Below are 24,294 nucleotides of genomic sequence, written 5' to 3'. Positions count from 1 at the left end.
CTAAAGTCCTGACGGAGAACTTAATTTGACGGCGAGACCAATTACTGCTGATTCCGCAGGCGAGGGTTCACAAATTCGTTTAATCCTTCCCCCACTAAAGATAGTCCCACTACCATTAAAGTCATTGCTAAACCGGGAAACAATGCTGTCCACCAAATGCCTGTAGGTAGCGCATCTAAAGCTAAACGCAAGTCGTGTCCCCATTCGGGTGTTGTTTCGGGAAGTCCTAATCCGAGAAATCCTAATCCTCCTAATGTTAATATTGCATCGGCAGCGTTGAGCGCGAACAGCACGGGTACGCTCTGAATCACATTCAGAAACAGGTAGCGCGAAAGCACTGTCCAAGTGTCCGCACCCATTGCTCGCGCGGCTTCGACAAATAATTCGGTTTTGACGCTGGCGGTGTGATTCCTGACGACGCGGTAGTATTGAGGGATGTAGGAAATGCTCAGGGCGATCGCAGCATTCAATACTCCTTTTCCCACTACAAACGCTAGGGTCAAAGAAAGCAGCAGCCCGGGCAAAGTATAAATTGTATCCATTAAAAATAACAACACTCGATCGAGCTTACCGCCTAAATAACCGCTAACCAGACCCAGCGGCACACCGATAAACAAACTCAAAGATGTGGCTAAAAGCACCACTTGCCAAGCGGCCCGAGAAGCAAACAGGGTGCGGGAAAACACATCGTAGCCGCTGCGGCTGGTACCAAACCAATAATTCGCCGACGGCGGTTCGTGGATGGGGTTAATCAAAGCTTCGGTAGGATTTTGCAGCCATCCCCAAGCTTGCATAGCTGGAGACAAGGTGGCTACTAATATAAACACGGCAGTTATTGTCAAACCTGCCCACATCATTTTCATTGACAGGCTTGACGGTGAGGCAAGGTTGAGAAATCGCGGGAGTCGGAGGCGGCTTTGAGCCATAACTGATAATTAGTGCGTCAGATTTGTTTTCATCAGCATATCAATATTTACCGGAAACCATAAGAAGACTTTTGAACCGCAGATGAACGCAGATACACGCAGATAAGATTACATCAGCGTTCATCCGTGTTCATCCGCTGATATCTGCGGTTCAAAAGTCTTCGCTAATTTGCCTTCCTACAAATTGCTGGCAATTAACTCGCGGTACTGGCTTTTCGGCTTAACTCCTTTGAGCTGGGCCACCAAATCTTTGTCTTTGAAATACTGAATCGTCGGCGTACCGATCACGCCAGCATTTTCAGCAATTTCTGGATCTTCTTCGATGTCAATTTCCACATAATGGATTTTGCCCTCGAACTCATCTACTACTTTGCTCAAAATCGGCTTGAGGCTGTGGCAAGGGCCGCAAGTCGGAGAGGCATATTTGACTACAATCAGTCGATCGCTATCGTGGAACAACTTCCGCAAAGCATAACCTCCTTCGTGGCGCGTGTCTGTGATATCAAAGTTCTCACTGGTTTTGCGCACTTGAGGAGCTTCCGGCGCTGCTGTAGGTTGCTCGGATTCCTGGGTTTGATGGAATTCCTGGGTTAAACCCTTGACTGACAGCCAACGTTCTGCCAGCATCGCCCCCATGCAGCCGCTGCCGGCGGCGGTAATTGCTTGGCGAAACTCGTGGTCTTGCACGTCGCCGACTGCGTAAACTCCCTCGACGCTGGTTTCTACCGAACCGTGTTTGGTAACGATATAGCCTACTTCGTCGAGTTCTAGTTGACCTTGGAACAGTTGGGTGTTGGGAGTGTGACCGATCGCGTAAAACAATCCTTTCACCAGCAAATCGCTCTCGGTGCCGGTCTCGATATTTCTAATTCTCACCCCGTCCATTTTGCCGCCCGCTTCGCCCAAAATATCTACTGCTTCGGTGTTCCAGTGCACGGTAATTTTGGGATTGCTCAGCACTCGGTCTTGCATGGCTTTGCTGGCGCGCATTCGATCGCGCCGCACCAGCATATGTACGTGAGAGCCGTATTTTGTCAAATAAATAGATTCTTCCGCTGCGGTGTCGCCTGCGCCGATTACAGCTAAGTCTACTCCTTTAAAAATTGGGGTAGCGCCGTCGCAAATCGCACAGGCAGAAATGCCGTGACTCCAAAATACGTGTTCGCTAGGCAGCCCCAGCCTTTTCGCCGTCGCGCCTGTAGCGATTACTATCGTGTGGGTTTTGATTTCTCTGTCTTCCGATCGCACTGTAAACGGACGCTGGCTCAAATCCACCGAAATTACATCTTCTGTGTATAATTCCGCACCCCAGCGCGCTGCTTGAGCTTTCATCCGATCCATGAGTTCCGGCCCGGTGATGCCTTCGGGAAAGCCGGGGAAGTTTTCGACTTCTGTGGTGGTCATCAGTTGACCGCCGGGGACGCCTCCCGTTTGGTAGCCTTCAAAGACTACGGGTTTCAGGTTTGCTCTCCCGGCGTAGATGGCTGCTGTGTAGCCTGCTGGGCCTGAGCCGATAATTACTAGGTTTTCTACGGTTTCGTTGGTCATAGCTGTTTAATTAAACTCATAACGACTTCGCTTTACTAATTGTAGCAGAGTTCTAGCTTGGGGTTGATTCCTTTATTGGGCGATCGACTATTCTTACTATTTTTGGGGGGAAAAGGGCGATCGGGACAAGTCAAGCGGGTTTGATAAGCAAAAACAATATAATTGTTGTTTTAGTTTTAAATGTTCAATCACTTGCCGAAAACTCCCAAAATTACCATCCTTGACTATTGATTCTATTCTCATTTATTTGACGTATTTGCGCCGTTTGAGCTATTATCGGATTTTGATACTCCAGGGGCATTATGACTAATTTGCCATTTGTAGCCTGAAACCTTTTAAATTCGTAAAATTAACTCCTCAGCAAATGTAAGATCTACAAATTTTTATGCAAATTACGCATTTTATGTGTTAAGAATTGTAAGCAAAATTTAGGCTTATTTGACAAATTACAGTTTTTGTGGTAAGGGAGGTGCAATGGGGGAATTTTGGATTGAGTTTTTTAACCGCAGATGTAGGCGGATTAACGCGGATTAACGCAGATAAGATGGCATTTGGGTTTTTAAACTGGTGGAAAAAATTAAGATATTGTTTGTTTGCAGCCGGAATAAGTGGAGAAGTTTGACTGCTGAGAGGATTTGCCAGAAGGTTGGTGGCTACAGTGTGCGATCGGCGGGAACGGAAAAAGGTGCCAGAATTAGAGTAACTGAGGGTTTGCTGGGCTGGGCTGATTTGATATTTGTGATGGAGAAAAAGCATGGCGATCGACTGGGCAGCAAATTTCCCGAAAGTCTCACAGGCAAGAATGTTATTTGTCTGCAAATCCCGGACAATTACGAATATATGGAACCTGAGTTGGTGGAGATTTTGGAGGCAAAACTCAGCCGGTATCTGGAAATGTCAGATAATGAGACAACTTTTATGCAGCGTGTTCTAGAACCTGAGGTTATGGATTCTTGGGAAGAAGCTGTTGAGTACGACTCGATGGATTTTACTGAGGTGAATGCTGCTTTTGCTAAAAGTGCGATCGCCTTGGGGCCGATGTCTGGGAAAATCTTAGATGCGGGGACTGGTACCGCGAGAATCCCGATCGCAATTTCTCAAATGCGTCCGACCTGGGAATTGACTTGCATTGATTTGTCGCCAAATATGCTGAAAGTTGGGGCAGAAAATGTGTCCGAGGCGGGAGTTCGATCGCAAATTAAGCTGGAACTGATCGATGCTAAAGCTATGCCGTATCCAGACAGTTATTTTGACATGGTGATTTCTAACAGCATTATCCACCATTTGCCCGATCCGCTGCCCTTTTTGCGCGAAGTCAAGCGTGTCTTAAAACCGAACGGAGCAATTTTTTTGCGCGATTTACTCCGACCTACGCATGAGGAAATCAGGGATAATTTAGTGGAGATGTATGCGGGAGATTGCAACTCGCATCAGAAACAATTGTTCAGCGATTCGCTGCAAGCGGCTTTTACGCTGGCTGAAGTTGAGATGATGGTGGAAACTGCCGGCTTGGAAGGATTGAGGATTTATGACTCTTCAGACAGACATTGGACGGCAGAGCGAGTTTGGTGCGAGTCTTTGTAGAAAGGGGACGATCGCCCGATAAAATTTTATACGCAGTATGGCACACATTCAAGCTAAATACTTGTCCAATCACTTCCAAACTACTAGGACTTACGCATAAATACCAAAGAAACCGGGTTTTTCACGAGTGTTAAAGCCTCAAATGCAGTATCTCGGTAAAAAACCCGGTTTCTGCCGACCGGACTAACTGCTCTACGAGCGATCGCCCGGATCGAACACGACTATTAGGCGAGCTTCCGGCAACAACTGTCGCAAAATGCGGATCTGACCGTCTGCATCCGACCAACTGCGAAACCGACCCACGACGCTTCTCTGTAAATTGGGCAGCAGGCGAACAATAATCCAGGAATTCAGACGCTGTTTCTAAGGCATAATCGATTCATGCTCCTTTCCAAAGGGGTATTACAGCCAGTCCTTGTACTTTCCACGGTTCTGGACTGGCTATTAAACATATTGTCTAATCAATTTATTGTTTAGTCAAGATGCTTAAGCATCTTATATAAAAAATGTGCGATCGAGGTTATGCCGAAAAAGCCCGTTCCGCGACCAGAAGATGAAGAGTCGCATTTGAAGAAGCTCAGGGAAGAACTGGAGATGAGTCAGGAAGATTTGGCGCGAGAGCTTGGCGTTTCGTCGCAAACAATCAGTCGTTGGGAGTTGGGAAAGAATGTGCCGACGTTCACCGTCAAGCAGATGAAAGCTTTGGAGAAATTGCTGGCTAGCATCGGCAGGTCGATCGGCGATTTGCCGGATAATCTGTAATGGAAACGATGACTTTGGTTCGGCGAGCGCCAAGACTGTAAAATTTAAAAGGGCGATCGATGTCGAACATCAGGTTTGCTTGTTCGCTCCGGCAACAACTTAAAGAGCTACTTTAGGCTTAGGGCAATGGAATTACGCGGCGCATGAAATTGCCACTAATGCCTTCATCCAACCACTCAAGTACATCGGGTTGCCAGTAGGCAGTTGCTAGCGGTAACCAACCAAGAAAAGAGCCCGTTCCACCGCAAATGGAGCATCCGCCATCTCCACCTCGGACTGTATGTTTGTCGCTAATTATCTCGCAATCGTAAGGATTTTGGGCGATGTGGAGTCCGAAAAGGTTCGGCTGCAAGTGGAGTTTCCAGTCGGCTAGATTATTAGTTGGGTAGAAATCGCTAGGACTGAAGTCTCCCCAGCGAAATAAAGTTGTGCTTCCTGCACCGCAGGCATACTCCCATTCGTCGAAAGTTAGCAAACGAAGTCCTTCAGTCGCCAATTCAGTCGCGATGTCTTCCTGCGTCTTGCTAATAATTTGCCAAGCCGCAACCGCACCATCCTTACCGCGATCGAATCCGTATCTATCGCCACAATTAACACTCTGACTGTCGGGAAAATCTTGTAATAAATTCTGGATTTTAAGTTCCTCCGAACTAATTGCCTCAAGACCGATTTTTCTTGGTTTAATTTCTACAAGCATCGGGGCAATTGTCACCTTTCGAGGGGGTGTAGTGACGCTTTGTACGTAAGAGTAGATGTCTAGAGCGAACCCGTACTCCTCAGCAGTATTTTGAAATGATTCGATTTGCTCGTCTGTCGGGCGAAAGTTGTCGGCTTCGTATCCGATTTGGACTTCACCCCCTGGCATCAGAGAAAATAAAGCTCCTCCATACTCAAAAATGGCAATAGAGAGTTCGGGGCCGCCATCAGGGTAAAATCGCAAACCTTTAAAAATTACTGACTGTGGCAGATGTGCTGCTAATTCCTCTGAGTAGCGATATTTTTTTTCTTCGCTCAATTTTTGCCATTCCTGCAATTCCATAAGCCAAAAATTCCTCAACTCAACCTCTTCTACTTATCTAATTTGATAGCATCTAAAATTACTCGATCGCGCCCTGCGTTTTTAGCTTGATAGAGGCAACGGTCTGCTGCTGCAATCAAATCTTTTTTTGAAGTTTCCGGCCGAGGAACCGTAGTAGCTACTCCCAAACTCAGTGTAACCCAACAAGACACCGGTGATTTAATATTTTCAATTTCAAGTTTTTTCACCCAGACTCGAATTTCCTCTGCAATCGAGACAGCAAGGTCTGGTGCAATCCGAGGCAAAATTACCGCAAATTCTTCACCTCCGTAACGAGCTACCATCGTCTCCTCCGACACTTCGCCTGCTGCGTAATTTACAGCCTCAACAATAGTTTTGGCTACCTGTTGCAAACAAGCATCTCCCGCCTGATGTCCGTAAGTATCGTTGTATGTCTTAAAAAAGTCAATATCGCATAAAATTAAAGATAGTTCGGCTTCTGCTTCTCCCAATACTTGCCATTCTTTCTGTAAGTATTCGTTAAAACAGTGGCGGTTTGCAACCTGAGTTAACCCATCTGAGTTTGCCAGGCGATACAATTCGGAATTAGCTGCTTTTAATTGAAAATTAGCTGCTTCTAGCTCGGATTGCGTGACCGATAAATTGTAATAAAGTTCGCTAATATACCAAGTAGCTTGTTGGTGAATTTGAGATAAAGCTACCAATACTTGATGCACGTCTAAAAGTCGGTAAACTTGAGGTTCTAACTGCACAACAATCGGCTCGTAAAGCAGTTCCGGCGGCCGCTGCACGGCTCGCTGAGCTGCCATGACAATTAAGGCTATTCCTGGTAAAATTAACAGCTCGGTTTGATCTATTTGATACAAGGCTTTAATCGGTCTGTCAGCAAATATGTCTACTCCGTAAGGGCGGCTCATGCGTTCCATAAATCGCCGACGCGATATCATCCCTAAAAATTCGCCATTTACGGTCAAGATAACTCCCGGAAGCAGCGGGTGAGCTTGAAACAACCGAGCTACGTCTTTGGCGAGAGATGAGGATTCAACCTGAAAATTGAATACAGCCAGATCCTTAAGAGTAGACTCTAAAGATAAATTTTCTGGTGTTTTTTGCGGTGAGTTATATGGCGCGATAAATTCAACAGACACAGCGCAGATCCAAATAAACAATAAAGCAGCAAGAAACCTACAGTCAGCTATTGGCTGATATTAGCTTAATATAGTAGCATTGGCTGTATTGTTGAGGACACGAGTGGGCAGTATCAGAGCTCTGTGTTCGTGCCAGGGGTGTATTTACTTTATTCATTCGTACTCACTGAATAATATAATGATTAAATCCATACTAAGATTTTTAGTAGGAATTTTTATCGGCAAGATGCACTCCTATTTCCTAAAAGCTGGGAGATATAGGAGTTCGATCGACTTAAGCTATATCCTCGGCGGCCTTCAAATAGCACTGATATGCGGATTGACCGAAACAAACCAGAATCACTTGGTCGATCGAGCTATTATTGGCGAGAAACTGCTTAACTTCAGACACGGCTATTTTGGCTGCCCGGTCGATCGGGAAACAAAACGCACCCGTACTGATAGCGGGAAAAGCAATTGTGCGGATTTTGTATTGCTGGGCCAAAGTCAAACTGTTGCGGTAACATTGAGCTAACAGCTCATCCTCTCGACGCGTACCAATTTCCGAGACGGGGCCAATTTTCCAAACGGGGCCGACGGTGTGAATTACCCAGCGACAAGGAAGGCTGTAACCGCCAGTAATCTTAGCCTCACCAGTCGCACAGCCATTCAATTTTCTGCATTCTTCCAACAAACCGCGGCCGGCCGCCCGGTGAATTGCTCCGTCAACACCACCGCCTCCCAAAAGAGTTTCGTTGGCTGCATTGACTATCGCATCTACCTCTTGCTTTGTAATATCGCCTTCAATGACTCTTATCCGGTTTAACATCACAATTCAAAATTTTAAATTTCCAATCTAGCTTAACAAATTGCAAGTAGGGCGCGCAATCCAAACCCCACTCTCCAAACTCCCGGCGACCGAGTTGATATGCCCTTTGTACGGCAATCCTCTGCCGATTTGTGAACGAGACTTTTTTAATGAACCGCTCTTGACACACAGGATACAGAGAAATAGAAGAGAGTTGCAGCAATTAACAGAACCAGTTTTTATCAAATATTCTCGGAATAATCAGCATATCTTCTGTTAGACTGTCATGAATGCAGAAAACTTGTCAATAACTAAAAGTTCGGCTTCTCTATAGTGGACAAAAAATAGTGGCTCTAAACAACTTGTAGCCACATTTCTACTAACCGTGAAAAGCCGATTATACTAGCAGATATAGACGTACCTTATTCTGAAGTATTTTTCAATGTCCACTGGTGTCCTCAAAAACAAAACAAAGCGTTATCGTTATGCGATCGCAATGTGGGATGGGATACCACCTTTCCTAGCAATAGGATTGTTAGATATGGGTTGTCTCAGGATATCTGAAATTGTCTGGATTAAAAGTATCAGGAGCAGCTATGCTGAAGACAAGAAAAATTAGCGAAGAAGGGGCAGGTTCATAATTACTAGGACTGACCCCGCCCAAAAACTGATAAAAGTTTCCGGCAGGAGTCGTGGAGAGGAAAAAATTTTAGAGCCGAGTTCAATCTCCCAGATTCATCTGTGGAGTAAATCTCAAATTTCCCATAAACAATGTCAAATCTGCTAACTGATGCACTTGCTGTATGAAACCTCGTTTCTTGGTAGATTTATCCCCCCCACCTCTTCTTTGTCCTATAAACCAGGTTTCTGCGCCAGTCCTCAACTCAAAACCCAAAACCGCGAAGCGTTGCCAGGGAGGAAAAAATCTCAACATTCCCTCACCACCCCCAAGTTCCTGGTCCTCCCTTAAACGGTCCGACAATATCTTTGGTAATCCAGCCACCGTAAAAATCCCCTGGTTGAGATTGCACTAATTTCCCGTCCACATAACAGGCATCCATTTTGCTCGGATAAAAAGCCACATAATCTTTAATAGCTGCAAAAACCTGATTAGGATTGGGATAAAACCAAGCAGCATTTACTACTTCTTTCGACTCTACCTTCACAGTGTAATAACCGGCTTGTCCCTTCCACTCGCACCAAGAACCCCGTAAAGTTTTGTGCAAATATTGCATTTCGATGTCCTCGGGGGAGATATAGTAGGCAGGAGGGTGACTTGTCTCCAATACCCGCTGAGGGCGGCGCGTGTCGGCGATCGTCACTCCATTAAAAACAATCTGTACGTGTTTGGTCAATTCCTCAAGGCGAGGGGGACGCGGGTAATCCCAAACAGACTCTTGACCGGGGCCGGGCTCTATTCGATCGAAATTCATTCGCACAATCTCCACTGAAAAAAAAACACTTAGCGACTTAGCATTACAATTTAATCTAGCCTTAATCGTTCAGACCCAACCAGCTTTTCTCAACTCTCCGTAATATGAGTATTCGCGGTATAGACGTTTCCGACTACCAGCCCAATGTCAATTGGCAAGCAGTTGCCAGGGAAGGTATTGTCTTCAGTTTTGTCAAATCAACCGAGGGCGCAACGTTAGTTGCCCAAACTTTCGCCCGCAATTGGGCGGCTATGAAAGCGGCGGGGATTCAACGCGGTGCTTACCACTTTTTTCGACCTGCAAGCAGCGTTCAAGGACAAATAGATTTGTTCTTGAAAACTGTAAAACTAGAAGCGGGGGATTTGCCTGCCGTCTTGGATTTGGAAACTACAGGCGGTTTGAGTGGGGAGCAATTGTGCGATCGAGCCGCAATTTGGCTAGAAGCAGTCGAAAAAGCCACCTTGATGCGGCCGATTATCTACACCTACCCCGGTTTCTGGGACAACTTGGGGACAAAACGGTTTGCCGATTACCCACTGTGGATTGCTCACTATACGACTGCTGAGGAACCTTGGGTTCCCGGCGGCTGGAAAACTTGGACTTTTTGGCAATACAGCGACACAGGCACCGTTTCCGGCATCTCGGGCAATGTAGACACAAATATTTTTGAAAGCGTCCGAGAAGGCGCCGTAAGTTATAAAGTTGCAGACATCCAGAAAGAATTAAGAATTAAAGGTTTCTATCAAGGCGCGATGGACGGTAAATTTGGACCCACCACCACAGCGGCGCTCATCTCGTTTCAGAAATCTCAAGGTTTCAATGCCGATGGCATTGCAGGCATCAAAACCTGGGCCGCTTTGATGCGAAAATCTCCCAAAGTAGTTGTCCCGCCTCCAGCGCCGACACCCTCTCCGCGGCCGACACCGGCTCCGACACCGGCTCCGACACCGGCTCCCATATCAGGCGTGCGGCTGACTCAGGTATTCTCGTCTTATCAAGCTAGCGCTAGCCAAGATACTGCCTTAATTTGGCTGCAAAGTCAAGTTTCTACCTCTGTTTTAGGGGAATTTGCTCAAAAATGGCGGGCAACTACCTTACCTCAAGACACTAATTTGCGATTGATAGATGTCGGCAAATTTTATCGCGGTTTAGCAGAACAAGACCAAGCTTTAGATTGGCTGCAAAAACAACTTTCTCCGGCTATTATTGCCGAGTTTGCGCAAAAGTGGCGCTCTCAATCTACTGTCGTAAATTCTCCGATTCGGCTGATAGATGCGTGCAAATTTTATCGGGCAGCACCCAACCAAAACCAGGCTTTAGATTGGCTGGAAGGGCGAATTTCGTCGGCAACTCTATCGGAGTTTTTTCGCAGGTGGCAGAATGCGAATCGATAATAGATTTTAGATTTTAGATTTTAGATGTTAGATTTTAGATTGACTCTACAGATAAATCAGGCGATTTTAGAGTTTTTTAGATTGGAGATTGACTCCACAAATGAATCTGGGGGTTTGACCGAAAGCATCCAGGATACAAGCCCCCGGATTCATTCCTTCGGAGACTCAGGACCCAGAAATAAAAAACCTGTATCCGATGAAACTTGCCCCCCGAATCTATCCGTGGGGTCAATGCTTCAATTCTTTAATCTAAAATCTAAAATCTCAAATCGATTGACCCCTCTGTAATTGAAAAGCCGCCAAATCTTGCTATTTGAGATTTGAGATTTGAGATTGACTCGACATAAAAACTCGTCAAATCTTCTCCCTCTCTCCCCGCATCTGCATTAGACTCTCGAACATAACACACCATCTCTCGCTTAGCTACAGCTTGCTACCATCTTTGACGCCAAAAGAATTATCTGATAAAGTTAGAGCCACTATCAAGGTTTTTTAATCTTATTGGGAAAAATCCAGGGCCGTGCCGAGTTTGTAAGCTGCGCCGAAAATAGCGCCTGCACTCAAATTACCCGCGATCGAACATTTAAAACTGAGCGGGCAGCCTGTAACAATTATATCTATGGAAATCCCCTTTAACATCACCCAGTTGATGGTCATGACCGTCATCTGTGGTATCAGCGCTCAAGTTCTCGCCGCTTATCTGAAAGTTCCGGCGATCGTCTTTTTGCTGTTGTTTGGCATTTTAGCCGGCCCAGACTGCTTGGGAGTGCTGCACCCCCATCTGCTGGGCAGCGGTTTGGAAGTTATGGTATCCCTTTGCGTAGCCTTAATTCTGTTTGAAGGCGGCTTGAATTTGGAATTGCGAGATTTGGGCAAACTTTCCGGCAGCATCCGCAATTTAGTTACAGTAGGCACTTTAATTACGCTAATTGGCGGCGGAATGGCCGCACACTGGTTGGGGGAATTTCCCTGGCCGATCGCATTTCTGTATGCTTCTCTAGTAGTCGTCACCGGCCCGACGGTAATCGGCCCTTTGCTCAAACAAGTATCCGTTGACAAACAAGTTGCCGCCTTGCTAGAAGCAGAAGGCGTTTTAATCGATCCTGTCGGGGCAATTCTGGCAGTATTGGTGCTGAATATTATTTTGAACGGCAATGCTGATTTGTTGGTTTTGTTCCGAGATTTAATCGTGCGACTCTTAGTTGGCGCAGTCATCGGGGTTGCGGGAGGTTGGCTGCTGGGATTCATTCTCAAGCGATCGCAATTTCTCTCAGAAGACCTCAAAAACTTAGTAGTGTTAGCCAGTTTGTGGGGGTTTTTCGGCTTAGCAGAAGAAATCCGCAGCGAATCGGGACTGATGGCAACAGTCGTATCCGGCATCGTCCTCAGAGCCGCTGCTGTGCCGGAAGAAAGGCTGCTGAGGAGGTTTAAAGGTCAACTCACAGTCCTTGCTATTTCCATGCTGTTCGTGCTGCTGGCGGCCGATTTATCCCTCGCTAGTGTGGTCGCCCTCGGTTGGGGAAGTTTGTTTACAGTTTTAGCTTTAATGTGGGTAGTGCGGCCGATCAACGTTTGGCTGTGTACTTGGAACAGCGGACTGAATTGGCGGCAGAAATTATTTGTTTGTTGGGTAGCCCCGAGGGGAATTGTCTCAGCGTCGATCGCATCTTTATTTGCAATTTTGCTCACCCAGCGGGGAATCAACGGCGGCGACTCGATTAAAGCCTTAGTTTTCCTAACAATTATTATGACAGTTTTCGTCCAGGGACTAACGGCCGGAGCGATCGCTCAACTTTTGGGCATCACCTCAAAATCCGCAACCGGTGCTGCAATTGTGGGGTCAAATCCTTTGAGCAGATTAATTGCTCGCTTGTTTCAAGAACGCGGAGAATCGGTGGCAATTATCGACACCGACCCGGAAGCTTGCGCACAAGCAGAACGAGAGGGTTTGCGGGTGTTTTTGAGCAGTGCTCTCGACCACAGCGTGTTAGAAGAAGCCGGACTGGATTCGATGGGAACTTTTCTGGCAATGACTAACAACGGCGAGGTAAACTTAGTGTTAGCTCAGCGAGCGGCCGAAGAATTTGCACCCCCGAGGGTTTTGGCAATATTCCCCAAAGATCCGCAAGCAAATACTCCTGCAAATCAGGCTAAAATCAATCAAGCTTTTGTCTCCGATTTGTCGCTGAAGGATTGGAACGAATATTTGAGCGATGGCGAAGTAAAATTGGGAGAAACTGAGTTAAAAAGTGAGGGATTGCAGTTTCAGATTGCTCACTTGCAAGCTTTGGTTCAAGCCGGGGAGTTGGCGCCGCTGCTGTTGGAAAGGCAAGGGTACTTGCAAGTAGTGTCGGCGACTCAGATTTGGCAAGCAGGCGATCGAATTATTTATTTGCTGTACGATCCGACACCGAAATTGTTGAAAAGATTGTCTGGTTCGTCGCAGTCTCGTTTGACTTTGGAAAAGCATCAGGTAGTTGAAGAAGTGCCGATTCCTCCTCCGGTTTTAGAGCCGGTTTTGGAGGAAATGGAAATAGCAAAAGATGCTGAAATTTTGCAGCCGCCAGTGTCGCGGTAGGAGCAGTATCCCCGATCGTACTCTGTAATCTGCTTGTCGCGATCGTCTTTACTCTGCCTCCCCAATTAAAGTAAATGCCGCCCAATTTCGCGGCCCAGGATGAGTTTTCATCGTAGTTAACATTGCTTGCCGAAGTGCCTGTGCTTTGTCGGGATTATTTTGCAAGTTTTGATAAAACGACTGCATCAATTCGGATGTCGGCGCATCGGGAACCGCCCATAAAGAAACAATCACACTCGGCACTCCTGCTGAAATCAAAGCGCGCGACAAACCAATCACCCCATCCCCAGTAATTCTGCCTTCTCCAGTGTTACAGGCACTCAAAACGACTAAGCTTGCTTGCAGTTTCATGTCAAAAATCTCTTCTGCGGTCAATAAGCCGTCATCGCTACCAGAAGGAGCCATCGCGATCGCACTTGCCAATCCGCGCACATCATCCAGCAATCCATGCGTTGCCAGGTGAATAATAGATGCTTGGGGCATTTTTTGGACGATCTCCGCTTTTGTCCCTTGAGCGCCTGTGATAGCTTGGGTATTGAGTAGAGGGGCGATCGCTCTAGCTTCAGCTTCAGCCCCAGGTAGAGGCGACAATTGCTGTTTGGGAGCTCCCAGATAGGCAGACACGATCGGCATCGTGGGATTGCCCAATACTAGAGCCTTACCGCGACCGTTGGCTGGCTGACTGGCTAACTTCTGGCGTTGCTGTCGGGTTAAATCCAATACTTGAATCGAAGGGGCGGTGAGAATGGTGTGTTTTTCGATTAAGTAAGTGCCGCCAGAGTCTTGCAGGGCGGGAAAAGGCACCTGGAACAGGGAATCTTGGGGAATGAAAATGACGCGAGCATTAGGATCTTTTGGTAAGAGGTTGGCAATGGGCTCGATCAGCAGTTGATGCAGCGTCGGTAAGTTGGGTTGGGGTAGGGTGGAGCCAAGACTGCTGCGACTGCGGACAGCCAGGAATTCTTGATTGCCAACGATCAAGCTTCTTAGGGAGGTGTTGTGCTGTTGCCAGAGGGGTTGGAGGTCAACCTCGCGGAATGCGATCTCGCCTGTCGGTTGAATCACCCAAATGTAGAGCGCGGATTCTCGCCATACTTGTTGGCCCTCGATCTGGAAGCCGTCGTAGATGATGGAATACTGCGCCAAAGTGGCGTTCTGTGCTTTGGCGATTTGGCGAATTTGCTCCTGGTTGGGAGCAGCGGTAATGACCGAACTGGCATCACCAAAGGATAAGCGCTGTGTCAGTAGATCCACAAAGGCACGAGCACGTCCCCGTTCGGCAATTTCTAAGGCGGCGATCGGGTTATTCTGAGCCACTCGGACTTGTTGTAAATTGCGATAGGTCTTAGCTTGTCCTTCAAAGATGGAGACTTTATTCGCGTCGCTGGAGCCGAGCATTTGACGCATTGATTCCCAAACTTGAATCCCATTTATGAGCATTTTTTCAGCTTCTGTTGGGTTGCCAGCTTTCAAGAACGCAAATCCAAGGTTGTTGAGTGCCAAACCCTCCCCCTGGCGGTCTTTAATTTCGCGTGCAATGGCTAAATATTGCTGGATATACTCAATGGCTTTGGCATAGTTGCCCTGATAGAAGTAAGTGACTCCCAAATTGCCCAGTGCCGCACTTTCCCCAAGGCGGTCTTTAATTTCACGGGCGATGGCTAAACCCTGCTGTATATACTCAATGGCTTTGGCATAGTTGCCCTGATAGCCGTAAGCAGCTCCCAAATTGCCCAGTGCCCTACCTTCCACGTAACGGTCTTGAATTTCGCGGGCGATCGCTAACTGTTGCTGCCCATACTCAATCGCTTTGGGATAGTTGCGCAGATTGAGGTAAACGAGTCCCAAATTTCCTAGTGCCAAACCTTCCCCTCGGCGGTTTTGAATTTCGCGGGCGATGGCTAAACTCTGCTGTGTATACTCAATACTTTTGTCATAGTTGCCCAGATGGAGGTAAGCGAATCCCAAACTGCCTAGTGCATAACCTTCCCCAAGGCGGTTTTTAATTTCGAGGGCGATCGCTAAGCTCTGCTGCCCATACTCAATGGCTTTGGCATAGTTGCCCAGCCCGTGGTAAACGAGTCCCAAATTGTTCAGTGCCGCACTTTCACTGTAGCGGTCTTTGATGGCGCGGGCGATCGCTAAACTCTGCTGTGTGTATTCAGTTGCTTTGGCATAGTTGCCCTGATGGAAGTAAGCGAGTCCCAAATCGTTCAGTGCATAACCTTCCCCAAGGCGGTTTTTAATTTCGCGTGCGATAGACAACTGTTGCTGTAAATACTCAATGGCTTTGGCATAGTTGCCTAGATACAGGTAAGCGCCTCCCAGATTGCCTAGTGCCACACTCTCCCCGTAGCGGTTTTTAATTTCGCGTGCGATAGACAACAGTTGCTGTAAATACTCAATGGCTTTGGCATAGTTGCCCAGAGAGTAGTAAGTGACGCCCAAAATGCCCAGTGCCTCATTTTCCCCTTGGCGGTTTTTAATTTCGCGGGCTATGGCTAAATATTGCTGCCCGTACTCAATGGCTTTGTCATAGTTGCCCAGAGATTGGTAAGCACCTCCCAGATTGCCCAGTGCCAAACCCTCTACTTCTCGGTCTTTGATTTCGCGGGCGATGGTTAGCTGTTTTTGCCCATACTCAATAGCTTTGTTGTAGTTTCCCAGAAGACGGTAAGCGATTCCCAAACTGCCCAGTGCTCCACCCTCCCCTCGGCGGTCTCCAATTTCCCGTGCGATCGCTAAACTCTGCTCCCCATACTCAATGGCTTTGGCATAGTTTCCCAGAAGACGGTAAGCGATTCCCAAATAACCCAGTGCCTCAACCTCCCCTTGGCGGTCTTTAATTTCGCGGGCGATGACTAAATATTGTTGTGAATACTCAATGGCTTTGGCATAGTCGCTCAGAGAGAGGTAAGCGACTCCCAAAAGGCCCAGTGCTCTCCCTTCCCCGTAGCGGTATTTATTTTCGCGTGCGATAGACAACAGTTGCTGTAAATACTCAATGGCTTTGGCATTGTTGCCCAGATAGTTGTAAGCAACTCCCAAATTGCCCAGTGCCCTACCTTCCCCGTCGCGGTCTTTGATGGAGCGGAAAATTTGCAGTGCTTGTTGCCAGGAATTCAGCGCTGCTGGGAATTGGCTAGTCTGATATTGTTGAATCCCCTGCTGCATTAGCCGATCGCCCTCTGCTTGACGAGCATCGGTAGTTTGAGCGATCGCTGGGAAGAGAGAGTCAGGAGTAGTTAATAGGGGGATAGTGGCAAGCAGGAACAGGGAAATGGAAGCTAGGAAAACATTAGTGAGCCTAGAGTGGGTTGATTTGAGTCGCTTAAATGGGGAATACAGCATAGGATTCTAGAGTTGGAATTTAGAGAATTAGCCCGATCGCTCTTTCTGCCGTCGTCGTGCGATCGCCTCAATCTGCCACAGGCGATCGACCTTCATAGAAGCTTACTTTGTCTCCCCGATCTCGCCGCAGGAATGGGGACTCTAATCTGAATTAGACGACAATTTTAGCGATCGCCCGATCGGCTTGAATCAAACCAGATCCACTAGCATAGTCAAATCCAACATCAAAACCGGGCGTGTTTGGATCGTCCATCTCCAGAGCCGTCTGCTCTAGTGCTCGATTAATTTCCGCAGGACTTAAGCGGGGATTTGCTTGCAGCATCAAAGCCGCAACTGCCGCTACATGAGGAGCCGCTGCCGATGTGCCCCGAAAGTTGGGGAAACCGTCAGCATCTTGAGGAATGTCTGTGCCAAAGAACGTCGTATTGGTGTTGTCAGGCCCGACAAACTTCGGCTGCGGGCGAAACTCAGGTTTGGGTAAACGATTACCCCTCTCGTCAAACAGAATCGGAGTGCCGCCAGCCGAAGAAAAGTCTTCTAATCTTGCCGGATTTACACCGTAAGCAGGGGTGCCAAAGTAAGGGGCGGCTCCGACTGCTGCAACTCCCCTGGCATTTGCGTTGCCATATATAGTTGAACTATTGGTGTTGTAATTGTTGATTTTGAAGGTAGAGGAACCACTCGCCACGTACTTCATCAAACCGGGAGCAGAACCCGATCGCTGGGCAATCATGAGATTGAACTGATCCGAGCCAAACGAACCATCATTGCGGAATGTGAAATACTCGATCGGATCTCCTCCCACATTTGACAGTCGGCTGCCAGCCAAGATTTTTTGTTTTGTATTGTCAACCAGGTAAATATCGAGGTCGTTGGTTGAACGATCGAGCGGTGAGTCCCATTGGAATGAGATCGCGAGGGAATCGTTTTTCGCCAGTGTAATGCTTTGATAGAAATCGACCCCGGTTCCTGGATCGAAGTCATGAAGTTCTCCATAATCCGCGAAGAACCCAGCCGACTTGAAATCACTTTGATAGCTATCGCGAGCAAAGTTACCCGCAGCAGTAAAGTAGGAAACACCCTTTTTGACGACCTCATCGATCGCTTGGGCAATGATGCCATCCTGGAACATCGGTTGAGATGCGAAGCGCAGGTCGTCTACAATGATTTGCGCTCCTTGAGCTGCCAATGCGCGAATACCATCAGCCATAGCCTTTTCACTTGCTTTGTAGAATTCTAGCTGGCTGTTAAACTGACCGCTGGCATAGCCTGTATGAAACAACAAATCGGCTCCTGGAGCAACATCGTGAATAAGTTGCAGCATGGCTCTGCCTTCATCTATCGGCGTAGAAAAGTTATTTCCCAAATCTTCTGCCAACACCTTGCCTTTTACGGGCAAGTCACCGCTTGCAATGTCTTGGGCCGCCCCACCCAGCCTGTTGAAACTATTAGATAAAACCCCAATTTTGATGCCCGTGCCGTCTACCCGAAAACCATCGCGCGCGACATCCGATCGCATTGCCCGATCGCCCTGGCTGGTTACTAATCCTGGATTCCCCAAGGTGAGAAAGGCTGCATTGCCGATCGTGCTTGCAGGGGTGTTGTTCAGAATTGCCAGTAGCTCACCGGTCTCGGTGCTGATTAATGTATCGTTGCGATTGTCCCCTGTGCCCTGAGAGATGGTCAACTCATCAAAAGTTAACCCTCCAGCTAAACCGATCCGATCGCGCTCACTCAGGTTGAAGTCAACAATCGTATCAGTTCCTTCCTGTGGTTTCAGCGCAAAGATATCGCGATCGCTCCCACCGATTAAAACATCTCGCCCCGCACCGCCCCAGAGTGTATCGTTGTCAGCATTACCCCAAAGTGTATCGCTGTCACCGTTGCCCAACAGTATATCGTTGCCAGCATAGCCCAAGAGTATATCCTTGCCAGCGTTGCCCCAGAGTGTATCGTTGCCAGTAGTGCCCCGCACGATGTCATCACAGCCCTGTCCAGCCATGCGATCGTCGCCGCCTTGTCCATCGATCGCATCGTTTAAGTGGTTGAATCCTTGAATCTGATTGTTCAGATTGTTCGGGAATGCGATCGGGCTAGCGCTGTTGCTGTCGAGAAGAAGATTGTTTTGAGCGAGGGAAGTAGACAAGGTTATATCTGCAAAATCATTTTTCATGGAAGTTGCTCCAAATTACAAAATTTATTCATTAGGACGATCGCACGGGTGGTCAGAAACCGGGTTTTTTAGCGAATCTGCGGGTCGCAACCAAGTATTTTCCTAAAAACCCGGTTTCGAGGAGTCGGAGTGCGTCCAAGACTGTTCCTGCGAAACTAGACAGCACCTGGGCGAGGAAACGGTGCGTGAAATACATCTGAATTGACAAAGCAATCAAGCCTTCAATCCTGTGTGTGCTGTGTTCCATAGATTGAAAAGCCAGTAATGAGTGAACCGAGTCCAAAAAGGACAAAAATGAATGACGATATGAAATCGTTTGTTCTTCGACTTTCAGGACTATCCCCTATATCAATCCGAGCTTTGACGGGGGAAGAGTCTGGGTCATACAATACTGGAACTGTTTGATTTTCCTTCGCAGACGTGCAACTGTTGGAAAACACAATAGTTTTTCCCCAGTCTGTCTGAAATTTCACGGTTACGTCACAACTAGAAGAACAACCGAGTCCTCCTCCATAACAAGTTGTTTTTTGATTTTTTTTAGTGACGATGCCGTCAGTTCTAACTGCCCTAGCTCGAAAGTCCACTTCGGTTCGATAGCGATCGGGAATCGTCACATACATCAGTCCAGCTACTGACCATAAAAAACTAGGCACGAGTATGAAAAAGAATAGCTTTCCCAACCAATCATTGATGTTGCTGTTGTGGTTTTTGGGCGTAGGTCGATTCATTTGATTTCAACTCCTTTCATGAGTTCAAAAGATTGATTAATCAACGCCTTCTTCTTGGCTTCTCCTTCTGTCGGTCATATTCCCTCTGCTGGTTATATTCCAATTCACATTCCGTAGCACTTTTGCCAGCAATACTCTGATAGCTTTGTCTACTTTGAGTTTGGTGGTCAATTCTAGCGGTGAAAGTACCAGATTCAATGATGGTATTACCGCGTTTGATCTCATAGGAAAAGTGGTTTTCTCCGGGTTGCACAGCTAAAAATCTACCACGGTGAATTGTGCCAAGAGACACTTTAAATCCTTCCGAAGTTGGAGGTTTATCGTATTCCCGATCGGTATGGGGAGAAGGGTTTTGGTCAATCCCAGGAGTGACATTTCGGATCGCAACGCGCAAACCGGGAGCAGGCGGCGTATTGCTGGAAATGAATGTTGCGTGCTCGGAGGCTTCCTCCGTGTGAGTATCGGTGTAAGTCTGAAAATTAGAGAAATAAAACTGACCGTGACAACTGCCGGAGTCTCCTTGGTAAGTTGTAGAGACCGATACAGTAGTGACTGCACCCACATTGAATTCCTGAGATTGTTTAAATCTGAATCCGATTTGAGGGGTAGGCGATCCGGATTGTGCATGGGTAAGATTGGACATGAGTGGAACACTCAACAGTGAAAATCCAATGACTTTAGAGACCCATTTTGCTTTGGTTGGTAGAATTGATTTTTGTGTTTTCATCGGCTTTACCTTGCAAATATCTGCAATTAACAGCGACTTTTAGTAAACAGAAGACTGAATTTCAGTAGTACCAAACTATTTTTTAATTCGAGTCTTTCATTACTTAAATTTTAAGCAACCCAGATGGGGATTTCACTCGTTCTACCCACAGACCTGATGAAGAGATGGGTGCAATGTTGATTGCGGGAAAGTGCAACTAATGTAAAAGTATCTTGCCGCCTGATTAACTTTATTGTAGGGACACGGCTTTATTGTAGGGACATGGCAATGCCTTGTCCCTACGGGGAGCGAAAGAAAATTACATGGGGCCCAGAAACGAGTTTTTTTACGAAAATACTACGATCGCCCAACTCTACTGCAACGCACAAACTAACCCTAATCCAAGAGCGATCGCCCTTCATAAAAACTTACTCTGCTTCCCCAATCAACGTAAATGCCGCCCAATTTCGAGGATTGGAATGGTTTTGGTTTTTCATCGTGGTTAACATTGCCTGTCGCAATGCCTGTGCTTTATTCGGGTTTTGCTGAAGATTTTCGTAGAATTCCTTCATTAAAAAGGCTGTCGGCGCATCAGGAACCGCCCATAAAGAAACAATCACACTCGGCACTCCTGCCGAAATCAAAGCGCGCGACAAACCAATCACCCCATCCCCGGTAATCCTGCCTTCTCCAGTGTTGCAGGCACTCAAAACGACTAAGCTTGCTAGCAGTTTCATATCGAAAATCTCTTCTGCGGTCAATAAGCCGTCATCTTTGCCAGAAGGAGCCATAGCGATCGCACTTCCCAATCCGTTTACATCATCGAGCAATCCATGCGTTGCCAGGTGAATAATCGATGCTTGGGGCATTTTTTGAACGATCGCAGCTTTTGTGCCTTGTGCGCCTAAGATCGCTTGAGTATTGAGCAGAGGGGCGATCGCGATCGCTTCGGCTTCAGCCCCAGGTAGAGGAGACAATTGCTGCTTAGGTTCTCCCGGAGAGAGAGACACACTCGGCATCGTGGGATTGCCCAAGACTAGAGCCCTGCCGCTGTTGGCTGGCTTCTGTACTAACTTCTGCCGTTGCTGTCGAGTCAAATCCAATACTTGAATCGAAGGGGCAGTCCGAATCGTATGTTTCTGGATTAAGTAAGTACCGTTAGCATCTTGGAGTGCAGGGAAGGGTACCTGGAACAGGGAACCTTGGGGAATGAAAATGACATGGGCATTGGGATCTTTGGGGAGGAGACTGGCAATGGGATCGATCAGCAGTTGATGCAGGGTGGGTAAGTCGGTTGGGCATTCGGTCAAGCCCGTGCTGCTGCGACTGCGGATATCCAAGGATTCTTGTGTGCAAATGACTGGGTTGGCTAGGGAGACTTTGTGCTTTTGCCAGAGGGGTTTGAGATCTACCTGGCGGAAGGTGATTTCGCCCGTCGGTTGAATCACCCAGATGTAGAGCGCAGATTCTCGCGTTTCTCGTTTGCCCTGAATCTGGAAGCCGTCGTAGATGATGGAATACTGAACCAAAGTAGCGTTCTGTGCTTTGGCGATTTGGCGGATTTGCTCCTGGTTCGGAGAAGTGGCGATTGCCGGATTGGTAGAACCTGACGATAAGCGTTCTGTCAGCAGATCGACAAAGGCACGGGCGCGTCCCCGTTCGGCAATTTCTAAAGCGGCGATCGGATTATTCTGAGCTACCCGGACTTGTTGTAAAGTCCGATAAGTGCGAGCTTGTGCTTCAAAAATGGAGACTTTATTCGCGTCGTTGGAGCCGAGCATTTGCCGTATCGATTCCGAAACTTGAATGGCATCGATCAGCATTTTTTCAGCTTCTGTTAGGTGGCCAGCCTTTAAGAACGCCGCTCCGAGGTTGTTGAGCGCCGCACCTTCCCCTTGGCGGTCTTTAATTTCGCGGGCGATGGCTAAATGTTGCTGTGTATACTCAATATCTTTGGCCCAGTCGCCCAGAGTGCCGTAAGCGACTCCCAAAAGGCCCAGTGTCGCCCCCTCCACTTGACGGTCTTTAATTTCGCGGGCGATCGCTAAGCTCTGCTGTGTATACTCAATGCCTTTGGCATAGTTGCCCAGATCGAGGTAAGCGATTCCCAAATTGGCCAGTGTCCGACCTTCCCCATAACGGTCTTTAATTTCGCGGGCGATGGTTAAATATTGCTGTGTATACTCAATGGCTTTGGCCGAGTTGCCCAGAGATCCGTAAGCTGCTCCCAGATTGCTCAGCGCCACACCTTCACCTTGGCGGTCTTTAATTTCGCGGGCGATGGCTAAAAATTGCTGTGCATACTCAATGGCTTTGGCATAGTTGCCCAGGGATCTGTAAGCGGCTCCCAAATGGGCCAGTGCTGCACCTTCCCCTTGGCGGTCTTTAATTTCGCGGGCAATGGCTAAATATTGCTGTGCATACTCGATCGTTTTGGCATAGTTGCCCAGATAGATGTAAGCGACTCCCAAATCGCCCAGTGCTCCACCTTCCCCAGAGCGATCTTTAATTTCGCGGGCGATGGCTAACTGCTGCTGTTTATACTCAATGGCTTTGGCATAGTTGCCCAGATAGCGGTAAGCGACTCCCAAGTTGCCCAGTGCTGCACCTTCCCTTTGACGGTCTTTAATTTCGCGGGCGAACGCTAAGCTCTGCTGTGCATACTCAATGGCTTTGGCATAGTTGCCCAGGGCTCCGTAAGCGACTCCCAAATTGCCCAGTGCTGCACCTTCCCCAGAGCGATCTTTAATTTCGCGGGCGATCGCTAACCACTGCTGTGCATACTCAATGGCTTTGGCATAGTTGCCCAGATAGCGGTAAGCGATTCCCAAATTGCCTAGTGCATTCCCTTCCCCTTTGCGGTGTTTAATTTCGCGGGCGATAGCTAAATATTGCTGTGAATACTCAATCGCTTTGGTATAGTTGCCCAGAGAGTTGTAAGCGGCTCCCAAATTGCCTAGTGCTGCACCTTCCCCTTGGCGGTTTTTGAGGGCGCGATAAATTTGGAGTGCCTGTTGCCAGGAATTCAGCGCTGCTCTTAATTGGCTAGTCCGATACTGTTGAAGCCCCTGCTGTATCAGCCGATCGCCCTCCGCTTCACGAGCATCAGTAGCTTGAGCACTAACCGGAAGTGTGGAGTGCACGGGAATATAAAAAGCAACAGATAAAACGCAAAAGGCTAGGGGAAAAAGGAAGCCCGATCGCACTTTACGATTACTGGATTTGAGCAGTTTTAGGGAGAAAGGCTGCATGGGATTTTAGGGTTTGGGTTGCGGGGGTTGGCGTTGTTGTTCGATCGCCCTAATTTGTCGCAATCGATCGCTCCATTCCTTCAGCGGTTCGGCTTCGGAACTAGCGAGAGCATCTAGCAATTCCAGCACAGCCACTTGGTTTTGAGAAGTCTCAGAGGCTTTGCGCGCTTCGGCGATCGCGTCATACCACAGCCCGGCCTGGGCATACAGATCGATCCGCTGTTGGGGAGTTTGCGCCGCTGCAAGTTGAGACTGCAACGACTCCGCAGGCTGAACTACTTGGATTTCTGCCGCCGCCACCACATTCCGCGAAGGAACATTCCGATCGCACACCAACACCACTTGCCACTTATAGGATTGCCCGATCGACAGTTGGGGCAGATTTGAGGGCAAAGCAACCGACATAATCCCCGGCTGACTCTGCATCTCGGTTCTGTAGAGTGGTTGTCCCGTAGAGCTGAACAGGCGGAATTGCAGGGGATGAGAAGTGCGATCGGGTACAAACCAGGTAAAGGTGGGATGCCCAGAAATCGTCTCTCCCACATGGCTAAACGGCACCAAGGCAGTCAATACCGCCGGTGAATTAGCTTCGCAACTGCCGCCGCGAGTGGTATTCGTCCCCGTTTGTTTCGGCGCAGAAGGCTTTTTAGGGGGAGTATATTTTGCCAGCGCTACAGGAGCGATCCAGAACGAAACACTCAGCATTAAACTCGCAATGCCGGCAGAGTAAATGGTTCGACGCTTCAATCCGTGAGTCATCATCGCAATTCCCTCTGTAACTATTTCTACAGTAATCAACAGTACACAAACAGAATAGAGGACTGCCCACAAGCTTCGTTTGCGGGAAAGCGCAAAGATATAGCAAGTGCGATCTCAATTCCGGTTG

At 47.9% G+C, this 24,294-nt stretch carries 20 protein-coding genes; 6 read left to right on the top strand and 14 right to left on the bottom strand.

Annotated elements, in window-relative coordinates:
- Positions 1–41 precede the first annotated feature (41 nt).
- Together QUB61_RS03870 and trxB are read right to left on the bottom strand one after the other, a co-directional pair.
- Positions 42–926 carry an ABC transporter permease gene (locus QUB61_RS03870; RefSeq protein ID WP_333123866.1) on the bottom strand — a complete coding sequence of 295 codons (885 nt, stop codon included), beginning with the start codon at positions 924–926 and terminating at the stop codon, positions 42–44.
- 177 nt (positions 927–1,103) lie between these two features.
- The gene (trxB, locus tag QUB61_RS03865) at positions 1,104–2,474 is read right to left on the bottom strand and encodes a thioredoxin-disulfide reductase (RefSeq protein ID WP_333123864.1); all 1,371 of its coding nucleotides are present in this window, start codon (positions 2,472–2,474) and stop codon (positions 1,104–1,106) included.
- Between the two features lie 618 nt (positions 2,475–3,092).
- Here trxB and QUB61_RS03860 point away from each other — a divergent pair.
- Entirely contained in the window at positions 3,093–4,058 is a 966-nt protein-coding gene (locus QUB61_RS03860) for a methyltransferase domain-containing protein (protein ID WP_333123861.1), read from the top strand.
- A 522-nt stretch (positions 4,059–4,580) separates the two neighbouring features.
- Positions 4,581–4,820: a helix-turn-helix transcriptional regulator gene (locus tag QUB61_RS03855; protein WP_172186452.1), complete on the top strand. Its 240-nt coding sequence runs from the start codon at positions 4,581–4,583 to the stop codon at positions 4,818–4,820.
- Between the two features lie 118 nt (positions 4,821–4,938).
- On the opposite strand, the gene QUB61_RS03850 is transcribed toward QUB61_RS03855, so the two are convergent.
- The 3 genes from QUB61_RS03850 to QUB61_RS03840 all read right to left on the bottom strand — a co-directional run bounded on the left by QUB61_RS03850 (position 4,939) and on the right by QUB61_RS03840 (position 7,815).
- Positions 4,939–5,859, bottom strand: a complete 921-nt coding sequence (locus tag QUB61_RS03850) for a hypothetical protein (protein WP_333123859.1) — start codon at positions 5,857–5,859, stop codon at positions 4,939–4,941.
- A 29-nt stretch (positions 5,860–5,888) separates the two neighbouring features.
- The gene (locus tag QUB61_RS03845; protein WP_333123856.1) at positions 5,889–7,007 is read right to left on the bottom strand and encodes a diguanylate cyclase; all 1,119 of its coding nucleotides are present in this window, start codon (positions 7,005–7,007) and stop codon (positions 5,889–5,891) included.
- 274 nt (positions 7,008–7,281) lie between these two features.
- Positions 7,282–7,815, bottom strand: a complete 534-nt coding sequence (locus QUB61_RS03840) for an O-acetyl-ADP-ribose deacetylase (protein ID WP_333123853.1) — start codon at positions 7,813–7,815, stop codon at positions 7,282–7,284.
- A 421-nt stretch (positions 7,816–8,236) separates the two neighbouring features.
- Between QUB61_RS03840 and QUB61_RS03835 the strand changes: the two genes are divergently transcribed.
- Positions 8,237–8,413: a hypothetical protein gene (locus tag QUB61_RS03835; RefSeq protein ID WP_333123850.1), complete on the top strand. Its 177-nt coding sequence runs from the start codon at positions 8,237–8,239 to the stop codon at positions 8,411–8,413.
- A 102-nt stretch (positions 8,414–8,515) separates the two neighbouring features.
- On the opposite strand, the gene QUB61_RS03830 is transcribed toward QUB61_RS03835, so the two are convergent.
- On the bottom strand, positions 8,516–8,728 hold the full coding sequence (locus tag QUB61_RS03830; protein ID WP_333123848.1) for a hypothetical protein: 213 nt from the start codon (positions 8,726–8,728) through the stop codon (positions 8,516–8,518).
- A 4-nt stretch (positions 8,729–8,732) separates the two neighbouring features.
- Complete coding sequence (locus QUB61_RS03825; protein WP_333123846.1) at positions 8,733–9,227, bottom strand: DUF427 domain-containing protein; 495 nt, start codon at positions 9,225–9,227, stop codon at positions 8,733–8,735.
- Between the two features lie 104 nt (positions 9,228–9,331).
- Here QUB61_RS03825 and QUB61_RS03820 point away from each other — a divergent pair, with 104 nt between their 5' ends.
- A complete protein-coding gene (locus tag QUB61_RS03820) occupies positions 9,332–10,621 on the top strand; it encodes a GH25 family lysozyme (RefSeq protein WP_333123844.1) in 1,290 nt (429 codons plus the stop codon).
- A gap of 498 nt (positions 10,622–11,119) precedes the next feature.
- Here QUB61_RS03820 and QUB61_RS03815 read toward each other — a convergent pair whose 3' ends face one another.
- Complete coding sequence (locus QUB61_RS03815) at positions 11,120–11,278, bottom strand: hypothetical protein (protein WP_333054830.1); 159 nt, start codon at positions 11,276–11,278, stop codon at positions 11,120–11,122.
- On the opposite strand from QUB61_RS03815, the gene QUB61_RS03810 reads away from it, so the two are divergent.
- Entirely contained in the window at positions 11,241–13,199 is a 1,959-nt protein-coding gene (locus QUB61_RS03810; RefSeq protein WP_333123840.1) for a cation:proton antiporter domain-containing protein, read from the top strand. The genes QUB61_RS03815 and QUB61_RS03810 overlap by 38 nt on opposite strands.
- 48 nt (positions 13,200–13,247) lie before the next feature.
- Here QUB61_RS03810 and QUB61_RS03805 read toward each other — a convergent pair whose 3' ends face one another.
- A complete protein-coding gene (locus QUB61_RS03805) occupies positions 13,248–16,550 on the bottom strand; it encodes a tetratricopeptide repeat protein (RefSeq protein WP_333123838.1) in 3,303 nt (1,100 codons plus the stop codon).
- A 12-nt stretch (positions 16,551–16,562) separates the two neighbouring features.
- On the opposite strand from QUB61_RS03805, the gene QUB61_RS03800 reads away from it, so the two are divergent.
- On the top strand, positions 16,563–16,700 hold the full coding sequence (locus QUB61_RS03800) for a hypothetical protein (protein WP_333123836.1): 138 nt from the start codon (positions 16,563–16,565) through the stop codon (positions 16,698–16,700).
- A gap of 1 nt (position 16,701) precedes the next feature.
- On the opposite strand, the gene QUB61_RS03795 is transcribed toward QUB61_RS03800, so the two are convergent.
- From QUB61_RS03795 to QUB61_RS03775, 5 genes are all read right to left on the bottom strand, one after another.
- Positions 16,702–18,723 (bottom strand): S8 family serine peptidase, encoded by a 2,022-nt coding sequence (locus QUB61_RS03795; protein WP_333123833.1) that lies wholly within the window; start codon positions 18,721–18,723, stop codon positions 16,702–16,704.
- 221 nt (positions 18,724–18,944) lie between these two features.
- Entirely contained in the window at positions 18,945–19,451 is a 507-nt protein-coding gene (locus tag QUB61_RS03790) for a DUF3592 domain-containing protein (protein ID WP_333123830.1), read from the bottom strand.
- Positions 19,452–19,491: 40 nt separating this feature from the next.
- The gene (locus QUB61_RS03785; protein WP_333123828.1) at positions 19,492–20,013 is read right to left on the bottom strand and encodes a hypothetical protein; all 522 of its coding nucleotides are present in this window, start codon (positions 20,011–20,013) and stop codon (positions 19,492–19,494) included.
- Positions 20,014–20,585: 572 nt separating this feature from the next.
- Positions 20,586–23,408, bottom strand: a complete 2,823-nt coding sequence (locus QUB61_RS03780) for a CHAT domain-containing tetratricopeptide repeat protein (protein ID WP_333123825.1) — start codon at positions 23,406–23,408, stop codon at positions 20,586–20,588.
- 6 nt (positions 23,409–23,414) lie between these two features.
- Positions 23,415–24,239 carry a DUF928 domain-containing protein gene (locus QUB61_RS03775; RefSeq protein WP_333123823.1) on the bottom strand — a complete coding sequence of 275 codons (825 nt, stop codon included), beginning with the start codon at positions 24,237–24,239 and terminating at the stop codon, positions 23,415–23,417.
- Between the last annotated feature and the right edge of the window lie 55 nt (positions 24,240–24,294).

The organism is Microcoleus sp. C2D2 (assembly GCF_036702495.1).
Classification (GTDB): domain Bacteria; phylum Cyanobacteriota; class Cyanobacteriia; order Cyanobacteriales; family Microcoleaceae; genus Microcoleus.
Note: the sequence above shows the minus strand (reverse complement) of the source record. Positions and strands in the feature narration are given on the sequence as shown.